The sequence below is a fragment of the Variovorax humicola genome, from assembly GCF_037889915.1.
Taxonomy (GTDB): domain Bacteria; phylum Pseudomonadota; class Gammaproteobacteria; order Burkholderiales; family Burkholderiaceae_C; genus Variovorax; species Variovorax humicola.
In genome coordinates this window covers 149628-168347 of the sequence record NZ_JBBKZV010000006.1, presented here as the reverse complement: position 1 = coordinate 168347, position 18720 = coordinate 149628, and the positions used below count along the sequence as shown (strand labels likewise).

General features: G+C 64.9%; 16 protein-coding genes and 2 tRNA genes. 14 read left to right on the top strand and 4 right to left on the bottom strand.

Going from position 1 to position 18720, the window contains the following annotated elements:
* The first annotated feature begins 20 nt into the window (after positions 1 to 20).
* The 5 genes from WKW80_RS13075 (at position 21) to rimO (ending at position 4988) form a co-directional block, all read left to right on the top strand.
* Positions 21 to 2207, top strand: a complete 2187-nt coding sequence (locus WKW80_RS13075) for a RelA/SpoT family protein (protein WP_340363989.1) — start codon at positions 21 to 23, stop codon at positions 2205 to 2207.
* A 71-nt stretch (positions 2208 to 2278) separates the two neighbouring features.
* Positions 2279 to 2355 (top strand) — tRNA-Val (locus WKW80_RS13070).
* 173 nt (positions 2356 to 2528) lie between these two features.
* Positions 2529 to 2891 carry a hypothetical protein gene (locus WKW80_RS13065; RefSeq protein ID WP_340363988.1) on the top strand — a complete coding sequence of 121 codons (363 nt, stop codon included), beginning with the start codon at positions 2529 to 2531 and terminating at the stop codon, positions 2889 to 2891.
* 117 nt (positions 2892 to 3008) lie between these two features.
* Positions 3009 to 3542, top strand: a complete 534-nt coding sequence (gene phaR / locus WKW80_RS13060) for a polyhydroxyalkanoate synthesis repressor PhaR (RefSeq protein ID WP_340363987.1) — start codon at positions 3009 to 3011, stop codon at positions 3540 to 3542.
* 39 nt (positions 3543 to 3581) lie between these two features.
* Positions 3582 to 4988 (top strand): 30S ribosomal protein S12 methylthiotransferase RimO, encoded by a 1407-nt coding sequence (gene rimO, locus WKW80_RS13055; RefSeq protein WP_340363986.1) that lies wholly within the window; start codon positions 3582 to 3584, stop codon positions 4986 to 4988.
* Positions 4989 to 5092: 104 nt separating this feature from the next.
* On the opposite strand, the gene WKW80_RS13050 is transcribed toward rimO, so the two are convergent.
* Positions 5093 to 5177, bottom strand: a tRNA-Leu gene (locus WKW80_RS13050).
* Between the two features lie 84 nt (positions 5178 to 5261).
* On the opposite strand from WKW80_RS13050, the gene rnr reads away from it, so the two are divergent.
* Both rnr and WKW80_RS13040 read left to right on the top strand, forming a co-directional pair.
* Positions 5262 to 7556, top strand: coding sequence for a ribonuclease R (gene rnr, locus WKW80_RS13045; RefSeq protein ID WP_340363985.1), 2295 nt, complete (start codon positions 5262 to 5264; stop codon positions 7554 to 7556).
* 30 nt (positions 7557 to 7586) lie between these two features.
* Complete coding sequence (locus WKW80_RS13040) at positions 7587 to 8354, top strand: SDR family oxidoreductase (protein ID WP_340363984.1); 768 nt, start codon at positions 7587 to 7589, stop codon at positions 8352 to 8354.
* A gap of 9 nt (positions 8355 to 8363) precedes the next feature.
* Here the strand turns inward: WKW80_RS13040 and WKW80_RS13035 are convergent, their stop codons facing one another.
* From WKW80_RS13035 to WKW80_RS13025, 3 genes are all read right to left on the bottom strand, one after another.
* Positions 8364 to 9815 carry an NAD(P)H-hydrate dehydratase gene (locus WKW80_RS13035; RefSeq protein WP_340363983.1) on the bottom strand — a complete coding sequence of 484 codons (1452 nt, stop codon included), beginning with the start codon at positions 9813 to 9815 and terminating at the stop codon, positions 8364 to 8366.
* A 16-nt stretch (positions 9816 to 9831) separates the two neighbouring features.
* Positions 9832 to 11088: a D-amino acid dehydrogenase gene (locus WKW80_RS13030; protein WP_340363982.1), complete on the bottom strand. Its 1257-nt coding sequence runs from the start codon at positions 11086 to 11088 to the stop codon at positions 9832 to 9834.
* 170 nt (positions 11089 to 11258) lie between these two features.
* Positions 11259 to 12584 (bottom strand): amidase, encoded by a 1326-nt coding sequence (locus WKW80_RS13025; protein WP_340363981.1) that lies wholly within the window; start codon positions 12582 to 12584, stop codon positions 11259 to 11261.
* A 188-nt stretch (positions 12585 to 12772) separates the two neighbouring features.
* Between WKW80_RS13025 and rpsB the strand changes: the two genes are divergently transcribed.
* From rpsB to WKW80_RS12990, 7 genes are all read left to right on the top strand, one after another.
* Entirely contained in the window at positions 12773 to 13528 is a 756-nt protein-coding gene (gene rpsB, locus WKW80_RS13020) for a 30S ribosomal protein S2 (protein WP_340342527.1), read from the top strand.
* 82 nt (positions 13529 to 13610) lie between these two features.
* Complete coding sequence (gene tsf, locus WKW80_RS13015) at positions 13611 to 14543, top strand: translation elongation factor Ts (RefSeq protein WP_340363980.1); 933 nt, start codon at positions 13611 to 13613, stop codon at positions 14541 to 14543.
* An 86-nt stretch (positions 14544 to 14629) separates the two neighbouring features.
* Positions 14630 to 15352 carry a UMP kinase gene (pyrH, locus tag WKW80_RS13010; RefSeq protein ID WP_340363979.1) on the top strand — a complete coding sequence of 241 codons (723 nt, stop codon included), beginning with the start codon at positions 14630 to 14632 and terminating at the stop codon, positions 15350 to 15352.
* Between the two features lie 19 nt (positions 15353 to 15371).
* Positions 15372 to 15932, top strand: coding sequence for a ribosome recycling factor (gene frr, locus WKW80_RS13005; protein WP_340363978.1), 561 nt, complete (start codon positions 15372 to 15374; stop codon positions 15930 to 15932).
* A 7-nt stretch (positions 15933 to 15939) separates the two neighbouring features.
* The gene (gene uppS / locus WKW80_RS13000) at positions 15940 to 16677 is read left to right on the top strand and encodes a polyprenyl diphosphate synthase (protein WP_340363977.1); all 738 of its coding nucleotides are present in this window, start codon (positions 15940 to 15942) and stop codon (positions 16675 to 16677) included.
* A gap of 5 nt (positions 16678 to 16682) precedes the next feature.
* Positions 16683 to 17528, top strand: coding sequence for a phosphatidate cytidylyltransferase (locus tag WKW80_RS12995; RefSeq protein ID WP_340363976.1), 846 nt, complete (start codon positions 16683 to 16685; stop codon positions 17526 to 17528).
* Positions 17525 to 18715 carry a 1-deoxy-D-xylulose-5-phosphate reductoisomerase gene (locus WKW80_RS12990; RefSeq protein WP_340363975.1) on the top strand — a complete coding sequence of 397 codons (1191 nt, stop codon included), beginning with the start codon at positions 17525 to 17527 and terminating at the stop codon, positions 18713 to 18715. Before WKW80_RS12995 ends, WKW80_RS12990 begins: the two co-directional genes overlap by 4 nt.
* The last annotated feature ends 5 nt before the right edge of the window (positions 18716 to 18720 follow it).

The following is an 18720-nucleotide window of genomic DNA, read 5'->3' as shown; positions in this document are numbered from 1 at the left end:
CCGGAAAGCCATCGGAGTCGATGGTCGACTACCCACTGTCGGCCGCCACGGCCGACAAGACGCCCGTGCAAGCCAATATGCTGGCCCGTGCCCGCGCGTTTGCCGAGCCGTTGATCGCGGACGAGACGCTCGACACCGGCGAGAACACGCTGGCCCACGCAGACGCTGTCGCTGCCATCGTCGCCGCGATGGGTGGGTCGGAAGCGATGCGGGCCGCCAGCTACCTGGTTTATTCGTGCCAGCACCTGAACCGTCCGCTCGAAGTGATCGCCAAGGTGTTCGGCGACAACTTCGCGGCGCTGGCGGTCGAGACGACCAAACTGGTCCATGTCCAGAAGCAGACCCGCTCGGCCGCGGTCGGCGCGCATGCCGACGGCGGCACCAACCAGACCGAGAACGTGCGCAAGATGCTGCTGGCGTTCTCGCGCGACCTGCGCGTGGTGATGCTGCGGCTCGCCTCGCGGCTGCAGACGCTGCGCTATGCGGCGGCCAGCAAGCGGCCTGTGCCCGAGAGCGTGGCGCGCGAGTCGCTGCAGGTGTTCGCGCCGTTGGCCAACCGGCTCGGCATCTGGCAGGTCAAGTGGGAAATCGAGGACCTGTCCTTCCGCTTTCTCGAACCCGAAACCTACAAGCTCATCGCGCGCCTGCTCGACGAAAAACGGATCGAGCGCGAAGGCTACGTCGAACATCTGCGCACCCGCCTGGAGCGCGACTTGAAGGGCCAGGGTGTGCAGGCCGCGGTTCACGGACGACCGAAGAACATCTACAGCATCGTCAAGAAGATGCGCGGCAAGTCGCTCGACTTTGCGCAGGTGTTCGACATCCTCGCGCTGCGCGTGGTGGTAAAAGACGTGAAGGATTGCTACGCTGCGCTGGCCTGGGTGCATTCGCATTTCCAGCCGATCGACGCCGAGTTCGACGACTACATCGCACGGCCCAAGCCCAACGGCTACCAGTCGCTGCACACGGTGGTGCGCGAGGTGGTGGGCGGTGTTGCCGGCAAGCCCATCGAGATCCAGATCCGCACGGAGGAAATGCACGACCATGCCGAGCATGGCGTCGCTGCGCATTGGGCCTACAAGGAGGCCGGCCCCAAAGGCTATGTCGGGGTGTGGGCCGGTGGCGAATACGACGCGAAGATCGCGGTACTGCGCCAATTGCTGGCATGGGAGCGCGACCTGTCTGGCGGCCAGCACGGCCAGGGCCTGTTTGACGATCGCATCTACGTCCTGACGCCCGACGCAGCCATCGTCGAATTGCCGCAAGGCGCGACGGCAGTCGACTTCGCCTACACGGTGCACACCAGTCTCGGCCATCGCTGTCGCGGCGCGCGCATCGACGGCGCGATGGTGCCGCTCAACACGCCGCTGCAGAACGGCCAGACCGTCGAGATCATCGCGGCCAAGGAGGGCGGGCCTTCGCGCGACTGGCTCAATGCCGACCTCGGCTACCTGGCCAGCCATCGGGCACGCGCCAAGGTGCGCGCTTGGTTCAATGCGCAAATCACGCACGAGACCGTGGCAAGGGGACGGGAGGCCGTCGAGAAACTGTTGCAGCGCGAGGGAAAGACCGCGCTCAAGCTGGAAGACCTGGCTTCCCGGCTTGGCTTCAAGTCTGCGGACGACCTGTTCGAGGTCGTCGGCAAGGACGAGTTTTCGCTGCGCACCATCGAGACGCTGCTGCGCCCGCCCGAGCCGCCGCCGAGCCCCGACGACGGCGTGCACATTCGCAAGTCGCGCGCCACCGAAAAGGCTGTGCAGGGCGGCGTGCTGGTGGTCGGCGTGTCGTCGCTCATGACGCAGCTTGCCAAATGCTGCCGGCCGGCGCCACCGGATGCCATCAGCGGATTTGTCACGCGCGGTCATGGTGTCAGTATCCATCGTTCGGATTGCAGCAACTTCCGCACGATGAGCACGAACAATCCCGAGCGCGTGATCGAGGTGGAGTGGGGCGCGAAGAAGGGCGAAGAGGGCGCCGTCTACGCTGTCGATGTGGCCGTGGAGGCGTCGGACCGCCAGGGCCTGCTGCGTGACATCTCGGAAGTCTTTGCACGCGAGAAGATGAACGTGATCGGCGTGCAGACCCAATCGATCAAGGGCACCGCGTGGATGACGTTCACGGTCGAGATTCCCGATGCAGCACGACTGATGCAGGTGCTGGCCGTCGTCGGCATGGTCGACGGCGTGCGCCATGCGCGCCGCCGTTGATGCGTTGATGATTGCGGCGAGGTCGAGGCCGGCGCCAAAAAAGCATGTTATAGTCGATGGCTTCACACATCAGGCCCATAGCTCAGCTGGTTAGAGCGCTTCCTTGACATGGAAGAGGTCGGCGATTCGAATTCGTCTGGGCCTACCAAATTTCCCGGTGTTGAATGAATCAAAGCCACTTGAACAAGTGGCTTTTTTCTTGGGCGGATCATCTGATCGTCCACCGCACAAGGGAGTTAACCCGTTCGTTCAGTGGCGAATGCCGTTGTGATTGTGTTAACTTGGGTGTCTCTCGTGACAACTCGGAAGCCCAGCGAATCCATGGCCTCGACGCCGCCTTATCCGGCGACCGAAGAACTTCGGCTCGCTTCCCTTCTGCGGCAGGCGCCGCTCGAATTCGCCCGCGTGGTCTACGGCCTGAATGACCGGGCCAGCGGTCGTGCCGGCACCATGGCGGCCGAAGAGGTGGCCCGCACCGTGCGCCAGGGTGTCCCTGTCACGCGCGAACGTGCCGAGCAACGGGCCCGTGCGTACCTTCCGGTCGCAGGCCACGAGCACTGCCCGCGTTGCTGGGTTTTCAACGGCATCAAGAGCCCGCTGCACTTCCGCGAAGCGAGCGACGATCGTCCCGAAACCGCAATCTGCAAGGTCTGCGGCGCTGAGTACACAAGCTCCCTGGACTAGCCTTCAGGATTCTCGAAAACCACTACGCAGGCGGTCAGGGTAAACCTTGGCGCAGTGCAGCAAAACCGCTCCCTAGAATGCCTCGGGCGTGGTCGATTCCGACCTCAAGGAGTTCTAGTGCAGAGTAAGAAAGTCGGTGGAAAGCCGGCCTTGCGGGTCATCAAGAAATACCCGAACCGGCGGCTGTATGACACTGACACTTCCACCTACATCACGTTGGCGGAGGTCAAGCAACTTGTCATGTCGAATGCGTCGTTCGTAGTGCGCGATGCCAAGAGCGGCGACGACCTGACGCGAAGCATCCTGCTGCAGATCATCCTGGAAGAAGAGGCGGGCGGCGCACCAATGTTCACCGAGCAGGTGCTCGCCAGCATCATCCGTTTCTACGGTCAGGCGATGCAGGGCTACATGGGCCCCTATCTCGAGAAGAACATACAGGCCATGACCGAGATGCAGGCGCAGCTCAAGGAAAAGGCCCAGGGGCTGACGCCCGAGATGTGGTCGAACTTCATGAGAATGCAGTCACCCATGCTCCAGGGCCTGATGGTCAACTACGTCGAGCAGTCCAAGAACGTCTTCGTGCAGATGCAGGAGCAGATGCAGAAGAACACCGAACAGGTCCTGGGCGCCTTTGGCATCAAGCGCCCCTGAATCCGGCAAGGCCGGCGATAGCTGGGACAATACGGGGCTATGAGCGAAGTTGCACTCCCCGAACGCGCGGCCACGTCGGCCGCCCCCAAAGTCGGCTTTGTCAGCCTGGGCTGCCCCAAGGCCTTGACCGATTCCGAATTGATCCTGACCCAACTGAGTGCTGAAGGCTACGAAACCTCGAAGACTTTCGAAGGCGCCGATATCGTCATCGTCAATACCTGCGGCTTCATCGACGATGCGGTCAAGGAAAGCCTCGACACTATCGGCGAAGCGCTGGCCGCCAATGGCCGCGTCATCGTCACCGGCTGCCTCGGCGCCAAGTCGGGCGAGGACGGCGGCAACATGGTCCGCCAGATGCACCCGAGCGTGTTGGCCGTCACCGGCCCGCATGCGACGCAAGAGGTGATGGACGCGGTCCACGCCAACCTGCCCAAGCCACACGATCCGTTCATCGACCTGGTGCCCAACACGTTCGGCATCGCGGGCCTCAAGCTCACGCCACGGCACTACGCCTACCTGAAGATCAGTGAAGGCTGCAACCATCGTTGCACCTTCTGCATCATCCCGTCGATGCGCGGCGACCTGGTGTCACGGCCGATCGGCGACGTGCTGAACGAAGCCAGGGCATTGTTCGAAGGCGGCGTGAAAGAGCTTCTGGTCATCAGCCAGGACACCTCGGCCTACGGCGTCGACACCAAGTACCGCATGGGCTTCTGGAACGGCAAGCCGGTGAAGACACGCATGCTCGACCTGGTGAAGTCGCTCGGCGAAATCGCGGAGCCTTATGGCGCATGGGTGCGCTTGCACTATGTGTATCCGTACCCGAGCGTCGACGAGGTGATTCCGCTGATGGCCAGCGGCCATGTCCTGCCGTACCTCGACGTGCCGCTGCAGCACAGCCATCCTGGCGTGTTGAAGCGCATGAAGCGGCCGGCGAGCGGAGAGCGCAATCTGGAGCGCATCGCGAAGTGGCGCGAGATCTGTCCGGAATTGGTGATTCGAAGCACGTTCATTGCGGGCTTTCCTGGCGAGACCGAAGAGGAGTTCGAGCATCTGCTCGACTTCATCCGGGAGGCTGAGATCGACCGTGCTGGATGTTTCGCCTACAGCCCGGTGGCTGGCGCGGCGGCCAATGAAATTCCCGGCATGTTGCCGGCTGCCGAACGCGAAGCGCGCCGTGCGCGGTTCATGGAAGTGGCCGAGTCGGTGTCGATCGCGCGCCTGCGCCGCCGCATCGGCGCCAGCATGCAGGTGCTCGTCGATTCGGCACCCGGCATGGGCCGCAAGGGTGGCGTGGGCCGCAGCTATGCGGATGCGCCGGAGATCGATGGCGTGGTGCGTTTATTGCCGCCTGAAAAGTTCAGCAAGACGCTGAAAGTCGGAGAATTCACGCGCGCCCGCATCGTCGGCGCGGAAGGCCACGACCTGGTGGCGGTGCCTGTATGAGGGCGCAGTAATAATGCGCCCAGGCGCTGCCGTTCAGGCAACAAAAAAGCCACCGGAGACCGGTGGCTTGATTTGCAAGATCCTGGTAGGGGATCTAATTGATTTGGTGCCCAGAAGAGGACTCGAACCTCCACGATGTTACTCGCTAGTACCTGAAACTAGTGCGTCTACCAATTCCGCCATCTGGGCCCACATATCTGCCGAAGCAGCTATGTTTTGAATTTCAGGAAAGAAAGAGATTGTATCATCAAAAATAACGGCCATCCCAGCGGCTTGCTGGATGAAGTTGAAGGCACGGTTCAAGGCCATCGCGACGGGCACGGTTTCGTGCAGCGCGACGACGGTGAAGCCGACATCTACCTCCCCCCCAACGAGATGCGCGCGGTGCTGCACAAGGACCGCGTCAAGGCGCGTGTCGTGCGGCAAGACCGGCGTGGACGTCCCGAAGGACGGGTCGTCGAAATCGTCGAGCGGCCCGAGCAGCCCATCATCGGCCGACTGCTGCATGAAGGCGGCATCTGGCTGGTGGCGCCGGAAGACAAGCGCTACGGCCAGGACGTCCTGATTCCCAAGGGCGCAACCGGCACTGCCAAGACGGGGCAGGTCGTCGTCGTGCAACTCACCGAGCCGCCCGCGCTCTTTGGCCAACCCGTGGGTCGTGTGAAGGAAGTGCTCGGCGAGATCGACGATCCGGGCATGGAGATCGAGATTGCCGTGCGCAAGTACGGCGTTCCGCACGAGTTTTCCGAGGCCTGTATCGCAGCTTCGAAGGCATTGCCCGACAAGGTTCGCCCCACGGACAAGAAGGACCGCATCGACCTCACCGACATTCCGCTGGTCACCATCGACGGCGAGGACGCACGCGACTTCGACGATGCCGTGTACTGCGAGCCCGCCAAGGTCGGCCGCGCCAAGGGATGGCGCCTGCTGGTGGCCATCGCCGATGTCAGCGCCTATGTGCAGACCGGCTCGGCCATCGACATCGATGCATACGACCGCGCGACAAGCGTCTACTTTCCGCGCCGCGTGATTCCGATGCTGCCGGAAAAGTTGTCGAACGGGCTCTGCTCGCTCAATCCAGAGGTCGAGCGCCTGTGCATGGTCTGCGACATGCTGGTTGCCGCCGATGGCGAGATCTACGCCTACCAGTTCTACCCGGCGGTGATGTTCAGCCACGCCCGCTTCACCTACACCGAAGTCGCCGCCATCCTTGCCAATACGCGTGGCCCGGAAGCGGCCAAGCGCAAGGACCGCGTCAAGGACCTGCTGAACCTGGCCGACGTCTACAAGGCCCTGCTCAAGCAGCGCGGCAAGCGCGGCGCGGTCGACTTCGAAACCACCGAGACGCAGATCATCTGCGACGACGCCGGCCGCATCGAGAAGATCGTGCCGCGCACGCGCAACGAGGCGCACCGCCTCATCGAGGAAGCCATGCTTGCGGCCAACGTCTGCAGTGCCGACTTCATCGCCGAAGGCAAGCACCCGGGCCTGTACCGCGTGCATGAAGGGCCGACGCCCGAGAAAAAGGAAATCCTGCGCGGCTACCTCAAGGCGATGGGCGTGGGCCTGTCGATCACCGACGATCCGAAGCCGGGCGAGTTCCAGGCGATTGCCGATGCCACGAAGGAGCGGCCGGACGCGCAGCAGATCCACACCATGCTGCTGCGCTCGATGCAGCAGGCGATCTATACGCCGATCAACAGCGGCCACTTCGGCTTGGCCTACGAGGCCTACACGCACTTCACGAGCCCGATCCGGCGCTATCCGGACCTGCTGGTCCATCGCGTGATCAAGGCGATTCTGAGCAAGAGCCGCTATCAACTTCCGATGCTGCCTACGCCGGGCGAAGCCCATGCCAAGCTGGCCAAGCGGCTGGCTTCGCGCGTCAAGGCGCCGAGCGCCAAGCCCGCCAAGGCCACCGTCGCGCCGACGAAGGAAGTGCAAGCCTGGGAAGCAGCGGGCCTGCACTGCAGTGCCAACGAACGGCGCGCCGACGAAGCGAGCCGCGACGTCGAGGCCTGGCTCAAGTGCAAGTACATGCGCGAGCATCTGGGCGAGGAATACAGCGGCGTGGTCAGCTCGGCGACGACCTTCGGTATCTTCGTCACGCTCGATGCGATGTACGTGGAAGGCCTCGTGCACATCACCGAACTCGGTGGCGAATACTTCAAGTTCGACGAGCAGCGGCAGGAACTGCGCGGCGAGCGCACAGGCATTCGCTATGCCATCGGAACGCGTGTGCGTGTGCAGGTCAGCCGGGTCGACCTCGACGGCCGCAAGATCGATTTCCGCCTGATCCGGGAAGGCGAGGACCTCATCGCGCGCGCGATGAAGGAAAAAGGCGTGAAGGAAAAAAGCGGTTCGTCCGGCGGTGGTGGTTCGTCGTCCAAGGCCTCGGACAAGCGCTCGTCGCGGCAGCCGCGCTTGCACGGCGACAGCAAGGCTGAAGCCGTTGCGGCCGTGATGGCAAGTGACCGTCCATCGCAGCAAAGTGCCATGCAGGCCTTCAAGTCGGCCGTCAAGAAGGCCGCCAACAAGATGAAAGGGCGCAAGCCGCGCCGCCCCTGATCGATCAACCAGCAAGAAAGTGATGATGGAATGACAGCAGTGACAACCCCGGCTTCGCGCATCGCGATCGTGACCGGCGCCGGCACCGGTATTGGCCGCGCTGCCGCACTGGCCCTGCTCGCCGACGGCTGGAGCGTGGTGCTTGCCGGGCGGCGAGCCGAGCCGTTGGAGGCGGTTGCCAATGAATCCGGCGCGGGTGCGCGCGTGATCGCGGTGCCGACCGACGTGGCGAGCGCGGCATCCGTCGAGGCGCTGTTTGCGGCGGCGGTGAAGCAATTCGGCCGGGTCGACCTGCTGTTCAACAACGCCGGCATCGGCAATCCGCAGGGCCCGTTCGAGGACTGGACCGCCGAGCAGTGGAAGGGCGTGGTCGACATCAATCTGAACGGGATGTTCTATTGCATCCAGCAGGCCTTCCGCACGATGAAGGCGCAAACGCCGCGCGGTGGCCGGATCATCAACAACGGTTCGATCTCGGCCACGACGCCGCGACCGAACTCGATCGCATACACGGCGACCAAGCACGCCGTTCAGGGCATGACCAAGACGGCGTCGCTCGACGGCCGCAAGTACGACATCGCGGTCGGCCAGGTCGACGTGGGCAATGCGATGACGGCCATGGGCGGCCGCATGGCGCAGGGCGTGCCGCAGGCCAACGGCGAAATCGCCGTCGAGCCGGTGATGGATGTGGAGATCGTCGGCCGCTCTGTGCTCTACATGGCCAACCTGCCGTTGGAAGCCAACGTCTTGTTCCACACGGTCATGGCGACCAAGATGCCCTTCGTGGGCCGCGGCTGAGACAGCGGGTCAACGCCCGCCGCGCGCCAGCGCGCTGGCGGTGAGCGGCGTGGCCGGCCAGTGGTCGGCCAGGTCGCCGTGATGCCACACCGCTTCCTGCGCCGCTTCGAGCGCGGGCAGGCCGCCGGCCAATGCCGAGCCGACCATGCCGGCCAGCACGTCGCCCGTGCCGGCGGAAGCAAGGCGGGCATTCCCGGTCAGGTTGATGCGGGGCCGCGCGCCCGGCGCCGCGATCACGGTGCCGGAACCCTTGAGCGCGACCACGCTGCCGAAGCGATCTGCAAGGCGTTGCGCGGCGCTGAGCCGATCGGCCTGAACTGCGGACGTGCCGACGTCGAGCAGGCGCGCGGCTTCCAGCGGATGCGGCGTGAGCACAGTCGGAAGGCCGCGACGGCCGCGCGCTTCGAGCAGAGTCTGCAATGCAGGATCGAGTGCGATGGCGTTGAGCGCATCGGCGTCGATTACCGCTCGCTGCGCCGTCGACAACACGCGTGGGAGCAATGCGCGTATCGCGGCGCCACCGCCGCAGCCGGCAACGGCTGTCATTTTGCTCAAATCCAGCGAGGCAGGATCGCGCAGCATCAGCTCTGGTTGCGAAGTGTCCAGTGCCGCGTGGCCATCGAGCAGGGCCGCGAAGACGCGGCCTGCCCCGGCGTGCAGGGCTGCGGATGCTGCCAGCAATGCGGCGCCTGCCATGCCGGGTGCGCCGCCGATCACGGCGACGTCACCATAGCTGCCCTTGTGCGAGGACTGCAGGCGAGGGCGGTTCGGCGGAGCGCCTGCGAGCCAGGCTGCGGGTGTCGCCGCGGACGCGCTGCAATCCAGGTCATCGAGCCAGACTTCGCCTGCGGCATCGCGGCCCTGGGCGGTGAACAGGCCGGGCTTCAATGTCAGGAGGCTGAGGCAGAAGCGGGCCGCGTGGCCGTTGCCCGGCGGCGTTCGATCCAATGCAAGGCGGCCGGTGTCGGCGTCCAGGCCCGAAGGCACGTCGACGCTGAGCACCGGCGCCGTGTCGCCATGCATGCGGCGAAGCCATTCGGCCATTTCGCCGTCTGGCGCGCGGCTGGCGCCAATGCCGAGCAATGCGTCGATCGCCAGATCCCAGGCCACAGGTGGCGATTCGGCGAAGGCCACGCCCGCGGCACGGGCCCGCTCGAGCGAGGCGCGGGCGTCGGGCGGAACGCGGTCCGGATTGCCAAGCCAGGTGACGATCGGCGCGAAGCCGCGCAGCTTCATTTGCGCCGCGGCTTCCAGCCCGTCGCCTCCGTTGTTGCCGGGACCGCAGGCGATCCACACCGTGCGTGCGTGCGGCGCAATGGCCATCGCAAGCCTGGCGACTGCAAGGCCTGCCCGCTGCATCAGCGTGTGCGGCGCCAGGGTGGCAGCCGCGACCTGCTCCAGAGTGCGCGTCCCGGCGACGTCGAACAGGTCTGCAACCGTCGAAGGGGTGACGCGCTGCATGGACTTCACCTCCGTGTCAGTGCACCAGCAGGCGCTCGACGCCCAGGCCTTCGAGATCGACGCCGGGGTCGTTGCCGCCGATCAGGTCGGCCAGCACGCGCGCGCTGCCGCATGACAGCGCCCAGCCGCTGGAGCCATGTCCCAGGTTCAGCCAAACGCCGGGGATGCCGCTGGGTCCGAGGATCGGTGGACCATCGGGCAGCATCGGGTGCGCGCCTTTCCACTGTTGTACGCCCGCTTGCAGCGTCACCGCGCCCGGGAACCAGTCGTGCAGCACCTTGTACAGCGTCCGCAACGCGGCGGGATTGACCTCGTCGCGCGAGCCACCGAGTTCGGCGCCACCGGCCACGCGCACGCGCAGGCCAAGACGCGAGATGGCGACCTTGTAGTGCTCGTCCATCACCGCGCTGCGCGGCGCGTTGAGCGGCTCGCGGATGTTGGCGCTGATCGAATGGCCATTGATCGGCGCCAGGGGAATGCGCAAGCCGAGTGGCTTAAGCATGCGGGCCGAGTCGACGCCGGCGCACATCACGATGGCATCGAACTCATGCGCCTCCGAGCCGCCGGCGAGCGATATCGCCCGCGGTGCCGCGCGCGTCAGCGGTGCGATGTCGCAGCCGAAGTGAAACTGCGCGCCGAGCGCCTCGGCCTCGCGCTTGAGCAGCAGCGCGAACTGGCGGCAGTTGCCGACCTCGTCATCGGGCAGGTGGATCGCGCCGCTGAGCGAAGTCTCGGTGCTGAGCGCTGGCTCGATCTTGCGTGCCTCGTCGGCGTCCAACTGCTGGAACTTGGTGCCCACGGCCCGCAGCACGTCGAGGCCGGGTTGCACCAGTTTCAAGTCGCGCTTCGATCGCAGAAGCACCAGGTAGCCATCGCTGCGTTCGTAGGTGAGTTCGCAGGCCTCGGTGATCTCGTGCAGACGCGTGCGGCTGTAGAACGCCAGCCGTTGCATTCGGGTGCGGTTGGCCAGGTAGGTTTCGAGCTTGCAGGCGCGCTGCCATCGGCTCATGAATGCCAAGTCGCGCATGGCGAGCGGCCAGCGCATCTTGATCGCGCCGTGTCTCGACAGCAGCGAACGCAAGGCCTTGGCGCGCATGCCGGGCGCCGCCCACGGCGTCACGTAGCCGGGTGCGACCACGCCCGCATTGGCAAAGCTGGCTTCTTCAGCGGCGGCGCCACGGCGCTCGAAGACCATGACTTCATGGCCGTCGCAGGCCAGTTCCCAGGCAGTGGTGACACCGATGATGCCGGCGCCCACGATTGCGATTTTCATTGGATTCGAAAAGTCAGAAGAGGGCGCGGCGTAGCGTGCCAAGTGCCGAGGATAGACGACGCGAGGCCGGCCGCATCGTCCGCCTGGCGAGGATTCGGTGCGACGTTGTGCCAGCGCAGCAATTACCGAGCCGGATCGGCCGCGTGCGGCACCCATTCAGGCGGTGCGTGCTACACGGTTTGCAGCGCCTGCTCGGCTTGTGCGGCGACGGCCAGCACGGCATCGTCGTGCAGCGCGGCGTGCCAGATCATGAGGCCGACGGGCAAGCCGCCCGCCACGGGACACGGGATCGAGATCGCGCAGCCGTCGAGCATGTTGATGATGGTCGGATTGCGCAGCAGCAGGCCGTTGACGCGGAAGAACTCGTCGTCCCGTTCGACGCCGGGCGCCACGCTGGCGATGGCCGGTGCGGTGATCGGCAGGGTGGGCGACAGCACGGCGTCGAAACTCGACAGCAACCCTTCCATCCGATCGATCCAGGCGCGCCGCGCGTGCACCAGTTCGATGTATTCGTGTGCCTTCATCCCCGCGCCGTTGACGATGCGCCTGGCGACGCGCGGGTCGTAGCCGGCCCCGCTGCGCTCGAGGAGCAAGCGGTGCCAGGCATAGGCTTCAGCGGCCGCGAAGCCGCCCGTCGCGTTGATGGCTGCCAGGTCGGCGAGCGGCGGCAGCGTGATCTGGTCGATGCGAGCGCCGGCCGCACGGAGACGATCCAGGGCCTCGTCGAAGGCAGAGGCGACGGCCGGTTCGAGCCCTTCCAGGAACACGTTGGTGACGACGGCCAGGCGGTACGCAGCCAGTGGCGCGTTGCCGCGCGTGACGCGGCGTGCGGCAAGGATTTCATGAGCGATGACCGCGTCGCGCACCGAGCGCGTCATGGCGCAGACGGTGTCGAGCGTGGTCGACAGCGGCAACGCGCCGTCGGTCGGCACCAGTCGTGCAGTGCTCTTGAAGCCGACGATGCCGTTGAGCGCGGCCGGAATGCGAATCGAGCCACCGGTGTCCGAGCCCAGGCCGATGAAGGCCGCGCCGCTGGCCACGGACACAGCCGCGCCGGACGATGAGCCCCCGGGAATGCGCGGCAGGGCCGCGTCACGCGCATTGGCCGGGGTGCCGTGGTGCGGGTTCACGCCCACCCCCGAGAAGGCGAACTCGGTCATGTTGGTGCGGCCGATCAGCGTGCCGCCGGCGGCGCGCAGGCGAGCCACGGCCACCGCGTCGGCCTTCGCGGCGGGCGCATGGCTCAGCACCCTGGAACCGGCCGGTGTGGGCTGGCCTTCGATGTCGAACAGATCCTTGGCCGAAAAGGCGAGGCCGGCAAGCGGCCGGTCGGGGTCGGAGCGATCCGCTTCGTTGCGCGCCTGGTCGAACATGGGGCGCGTGAAGACATGGAGGCACGCCGGCGATTCGGCGGCTGCGATGGCGCGCGCCATTTCGGTGCGCGCATCGGTGCGGCCCGCGCGGAGTGCGAGGCGTGTGGCGTCAAGGTCAGGCATGCCCCCATGCTATACTCCTTGGGTTTCGCTGAGAGGGCGCCATCGGGGTCTACCCGGACAATTCAGGCGACCTTCAGTTAAGAAACACATCCGCAAACCAGCCCACTCAAGGTGTTGCGTGTCGCTCGCAGATTGCAGGTGGCCGCAAAACGGGCTGGATTTAAGACACAACCTTTGGAGTTATTCCTATGTCGACCACCATGCGCGAAATGCTGGAAGCCGGTGTCCACTTCGGTCACCAAACCCGCTTCTGGAACCCCAAGATGGCCCCGTATATCTTCGGCCATCGCAACAAGATTCACATCATCAACCTGGAAAAGTCGCTCCCGATGTTCCAGGACGCGATGAAGTACGCCAAGCAACTCACTGCCAACCGCGGCACGATCCTGATGGTCGGGACCAAGCGCCAGGCCCGTGAAATCGTCGCGACCGAAGCCCGTCGCGCCGGCGTGCCTTTCGTCGATACCCGCTGGCTCGGCGGCATGCTGACCAACTTCAAGACGGTCAAGACCTCGATCAAGCGCCTGAAGGACATGAAGGCCCAGCAGGAAGCCGGCCTCGATTCGCTGAGCAAGAAGGAACAACTGACCTTCTCGCGCGAAATCGCCAAGCTCGAAAAAGACATCGGGGGGATCCAGGACATGGCTGCGCTGCCGGACGCGATCTTCGTGATCGACGTGGGCTTCCACAAGATCGCCGTGGCCGAAGCCAAGAAGCTCGGCATCCCGCTCATCGGCGTGGTCGACTCGAACCACTCGCCTGAAGGCATTGACTACGTGATTCCCGGCAATGACGACTCGTCGAAGGCCGTCACGCTGTACGCACGCGGCATCGCCGACGCGATCATCGAGGGCCGCAACAGCGCGACCGGCGACGTGGTCAAGGCCATCGCCGAAGGCAACAGCGACGAATTCGTTGAAGTCGAAGAGGGCGCCTCCGCCTGATAGGGCGCTTCTGCGCGCCTGAAGAAGGGGCTTCGTGGCCCCTTTTTTTTAATCTGAATACTGAGAAAACCGGAGAAATCAAATGGCTGCAATCACCGCAAGCATGGTCGGCGAACTGCGCGCAAAGACCGATGCGCCCATGATGGAATGCAAGAAGGCCCTGACCGAGGCCGAAGGCAACATGGAAAAGGCCGAAGAGTTGCTGCGCATCAAGCTCGGCAACAAGGCTGGCAAGGCGTCGGCCCGCGTGACGGCTGAAGGCGTGGTCGCCGCGTACGTCGACGGCAACGTCGGCGGCATGATCGAAATCAACTGCGAAACCGACTTCGTCACCAAGAACGACAGCTTCCTGGCCATGGCCAAGGCCGCCGCCGAACTGGTTGCCAAGGGCAATCCGGCCGACATCGCCGCGCTGGGTGCGCTGGCCTACTCGCAAGACGGCTTCGGCCCCACGCTCGAGGAAGTGCGCAAGGGCCTGATCGGCAAGATCGGCGAGAACATGAGCTTCCGCCGATTCAAGCACTTCAATTCCGGTGCCAAGCTGGCCTCGTACCTGCACGGCACGCGCATCGGCGTTCTGGTCGAGTTCGAAGGCGACGACACGGCCGCCAAGGACGTGGCAATGCACATCGCCGCCATGAAGCCGGTCGCGCTGTCGACCGCCGACGTGCCTGCCGACCTGATCGAAAAAGAGCGCGCAGTGGCGATGGGCAAGGCCGAGGAAGACCGCAAGGTCGCCGAAGCTGCCGGCAAGCCGACCCAATCGGCTGAAATCGTCGCCAAGCGCGTCGAAGGCGGCGTGCAGAAATTCCTCAAGGAAGTCTCGCTGCACAACCAGCCCTTCGTGAAGAACGACAAGCAAACCGTCGAGCAGATGCTCAAGGCCGCCAGTACCTCGATCAAGGGCTTCACGATGTTCATCGTGGGCGAAGGCATCGAGAAAAAGGTCGACGACTTCGCTGCCGAAGTGGCTGCCCAGGTGGCTGCCGCCAAGGGCGAGAAGCCCTCCGCCTGACCGACGCGAACAACGGGGGCGCGCGTGCGGCCCCATCACGCTCCCCGCTTAAACTCGCCCTCGCGAACCACTCAAGGAATCTCTTCATGCCCAATGCCCGTCCAGCCCACAAGCGCATCTTGTTGAAGCTGTCGGGAGAGGCGCTGATGGGAGACGATGCCTTCGGCATCAACCGCGCGACCATCGTTCGCATGGTTGAAGAAGTGGCCGAGGTGGTGAACATGGGCGTGGAAGTCGCCGTCGTCATCGGCGGCGGCAACATCTTTCGCGGCGTGGCCGGCGGGTCGGTCGGCATGGACCGCGCGACGGCCGACTACATGGGGATGCTGGCCACCGTGATGAACGCGCTGGCGCTCGCCGACGCGATGAACAAGCAGGGGCTGATCGCCCGCGTGATGTCGGCGATCGCCATCGAGCAAGTGGTCGAGCCCTATGTGCGTCCCAAGGCCCTGCAGTACCTCGAAGAGGGCAAGGTCGTGATCTTCGCGGCCGGCACCGGCAACCCGTTCTTCACCACGGACACCGCTGCCGCGCTGCGTGGCGCAGAGATCGGTGCCGAAATGGTGCTGAAGGCGACCAAGGTCGACGGCGTCTACACCGCCGACCCCCAGAAGGACCCGAGTGCCACGCGCTATGCGACGCTGAGCTTCGATGAGGCCATTGCACAGAATCTCGGCATCATGGATGCCACCGCTTTCGCGCTGTGCCGCGATCAGAAGCTGCCGATCAAGGTGTTCTCGATCTTCAAGAACGGTGCGCTCCGGCGCGTCGTGATGGGCGAGGACGAAGGCACGCTGGTTCACGCTTGAGGCTTGAGGAGTATTTGAAGTGACCATTGCAGACATCCGCAAGGCGACCGACACCAAGATGGACCAGTCGCTCGCAGCATTCCAGAACAACCTGACGAAGATCCGCACGGGCCGCGCCAATCCGGCGTTGCTCGACTCCATCCATGTCGACTACTACGGCTCGCAGGTGCCGCTGAGCCAGGTCGCCAATGTGGCGTTGCTCGACGCACGCACCATCAGCATCCAGCCGTGGGAAAAGGGCATGGGCGCCAAGATCGAGAAGGCGATCCGCGAGAGCGACCTGGGGCTCAATCCCGCTTCGATGGGCGACCTCATCCGCGTGCCGATGCCGCCGATGAGCGAAGAGCGCCGCAAGGAAATGACCAAGCTCGTGCGCAACGAAGGCGAGGCCGCCAAGATCGCCACGCGCAACCTGCGCCGCGACGCGAACGAAGCGGTCAAGAAGCTGGTCAAGGACAAGGCCGCGTCGGAAGACGACCAAAAGCGCGCCGAGGCCGAGATCCAGAAGGTGACCGATCGCCACATCGCGGATATCGACAAGCTGGTCGCGGCCAAAGAGGCCGAGATCATGGCGGTCTGACCAGCTCATGAGTGCCTCGCCTGCAGTCCCCCATCACATCGCCATCGTGATGGACGGCAACGGACGTTGGGCGACGCGGCGCTTCATGCCGCGCGTGGCAGGGCACAAGCAGGGCGTGGAATCGCTTCGGCGCTGTGTCAGGGCCTGTGCCGATCGCGGGGTCGGCGTGTTGACCGTCTTTGCCTTCTCGTCTGAAAACTGGAATCGTCCGGTCGAGGAAGTGTCCGGGCTCATGGACCTGATGGTCGGCGCGCTCAGCCGGGAAGTTCCCCGACTCCGCGAAGACGGCGTGCAGCTCCATTTCATCGGCGAACGCGGTGGCTTGTCCGACAAGATGATTGCGGGCCTGGTGCAAGCCGAGGCTGCGACCGCCCACAACACGCGCCTTGTATTCAATGTCTGCTTCAACTACGGCGGTCGCTGGGACATCGCCCGTGCCGCTGCGCAACTGGCAGCGCGCGGCGAGCCGTTGACCGAAGGGAATCTCGATCGCGCGATGGCGCTCGCCCATGTGCCCGACCCGGACCTGTTCATCCGGACCGGCGGCGAGCAGCGGCTTTCGAACTTCCTGCTCTGGCAAAGCGCGTATGCCGAGCTGTTCTTCAGCGACAAATTGTGGCCCGAGTTCGACGAGGCCGCGCTGGACGAGGCCATCGCCGCGTTCAGCAATCGCGAACGCCGCTTCGGCAAGACTTCGGCGCAACTCACCGGCGGCGCGCCGAAGTCGCCCCGGCAACCGGCCTGAGGCGCATGCTCAAGCAACGAATCATTACCGCGCTGGCACTGCTGGCCGTCTTGCTGCCTGCCCTTTTCTACAAGTCGTACGAGCCCTTTGCCGTCGTCATGCTGGTGCTGATTGGTGCCGCCGCATGGGAGTGGGGCCGGCTCAACGGCTACGGGCCGCGCATGTCGCTGTTGCTGGGTGCCGAGATGGTGCTGCTGTGCTCGCTGTCCTGGTGGGTCGGTCTGCTGGGGCAATCGCTGGGTCTGGTGTGGATCGTTGCCAGTGCCGCGTGGGTGCTCGGCGGTGCGGCGCTGCTGCGTGTCGCGGTGCCGGGTTGGCCGAAAATCCCGCGCGGGATTCGCCTCGTCGGCGGTCTGCTGGCCTTGTGGGTCGCCTGGCTGGCGGTTGTGCAGGCGCGCATCGTCGGGATCAATTTCCTGCTGTCGATCCTTTTGCTGGTCTGGGTGGCCGACGTGTTCGCCTATTTCTCGGGACGCGCGTTCGGACTCAAGTTCACGAAGGGGAAGCTCGCGCCATCGATCAGTCCCGGCAAGAGCTGGGAGGGCGTATGGGGCGGCATGGCTGGCGTCGTCGTGCTGGCATTTGTGTGGGTCTGGTCGGATCGTCGACTGGAAGCGTCGGTGTACAGCCTTTACACTCGCCTGGACGCGCGCGGCTGGTGGCTGCTTTTGTTGGGCGTGCTCTTTCTGGCTGCGATGAGCGTGGTTGGTGACCTCGTCGAATCGCTCATCAAGCGCAGCGCTGGCGCCAAGGACAGCAGCAACCTGCTGCCGGGCCATGGCGGGGTACTGGACCGGGTCGACGCGCTGCTGCCGGTGCTCCCGCTGGCGCTGATGTTGGTGTCGCTGTGAACGAAGAACGCAAGCTTTGCGTGACGGTGCTCGGATCGACCGGTTCGATTGGCCTCAGCACGCTCGATGTCATCTCGCGCCACCCGGAGCGTTTCGAGGTGTTTGCGCTGTCGGCCGCCACGAAGGTGGATGAACTGTTGGCCCAATGCGCGCGCCACAAGCCCCGCTACGCCGCCATGGCGAGCGCGCCGCACGCTGCCCAATTGGCCGAGAAGCTCAAGCAAAACGGCCTTCGAACGACTGTGCTGACCGCGCACGGTGCGATGGAAATGATTGCGTCGCATGAAGAGGTCGATGCCGTCATGGCCGCCATCGTCGGCGCGGCGGGCCTCGGGCCTTGCCTTGCAGCGGCGCGGGCCGGCAAGCGCCTGATGCTGGCCAACAAGGAGGCTATCGTCGTCGGCGGCGAACTGTTCATGCGCACGGTGCGCGACGGCGGTGCCAACCTGATGCCCATCGACAGTGAACACTCCGCCATCTTCCAGTGCCTGCCGGAAGACCGCAGCACCTGGGCCGAGCGTGTCGATCATGTCCTGCTGACAGCTTCCGGCGGTCCCTTCAGGTTGCGCGACCCGAAGACGCTGGGGGCCATCACTCCCGAAGAAGCCTGCGCGCATCCGAATTTTTCGATGGGGCGGAAGATCTCTGTCGACTCTGCCACCATGATGAACAAGGCGCTCGAGGTAATCGAGGCCAAGTGGTTGTTCGACCTGACACCCGAACAGGTCAAGGTGGTGATCCATCCGCAGCAAATCATTCATTCGATGGTGCAGTTCCAGGACTCTTCGATGATCGCTCAGCTTGGTACGCCGGACATGCGGGTACCGATCGCCTGCGGCCTGGCCTGGCCGGAACGCATTGCAAGCGGCGCGGAGCGACTCGACTTCGCATCGTTGTCGGCCCTGACGTTCGAAGAGGCTGACGTGGCGCGCTTTCCAGGCCTGCACCTTGCATGGCAGGCGCTGCGCGCCGTGCCTGGCACCACGGCCGTGCTGAACGCAGCAAATGAAGTCGCCGTCGAGGCTTTCCTGGCACGCCGACTGCGCTTCGATCGCATCCATGCAGTGAACCTTGAAACTTTGGCAGCGGTCGCGCCCTCCAAGCCTGGATCACTGGCCGAATTGCTGGCGCTCGATATCGAGGCACGCGCGGCTGCCAACGCCGCGGCACTGCGGCTCGCCGCCTGACGCGC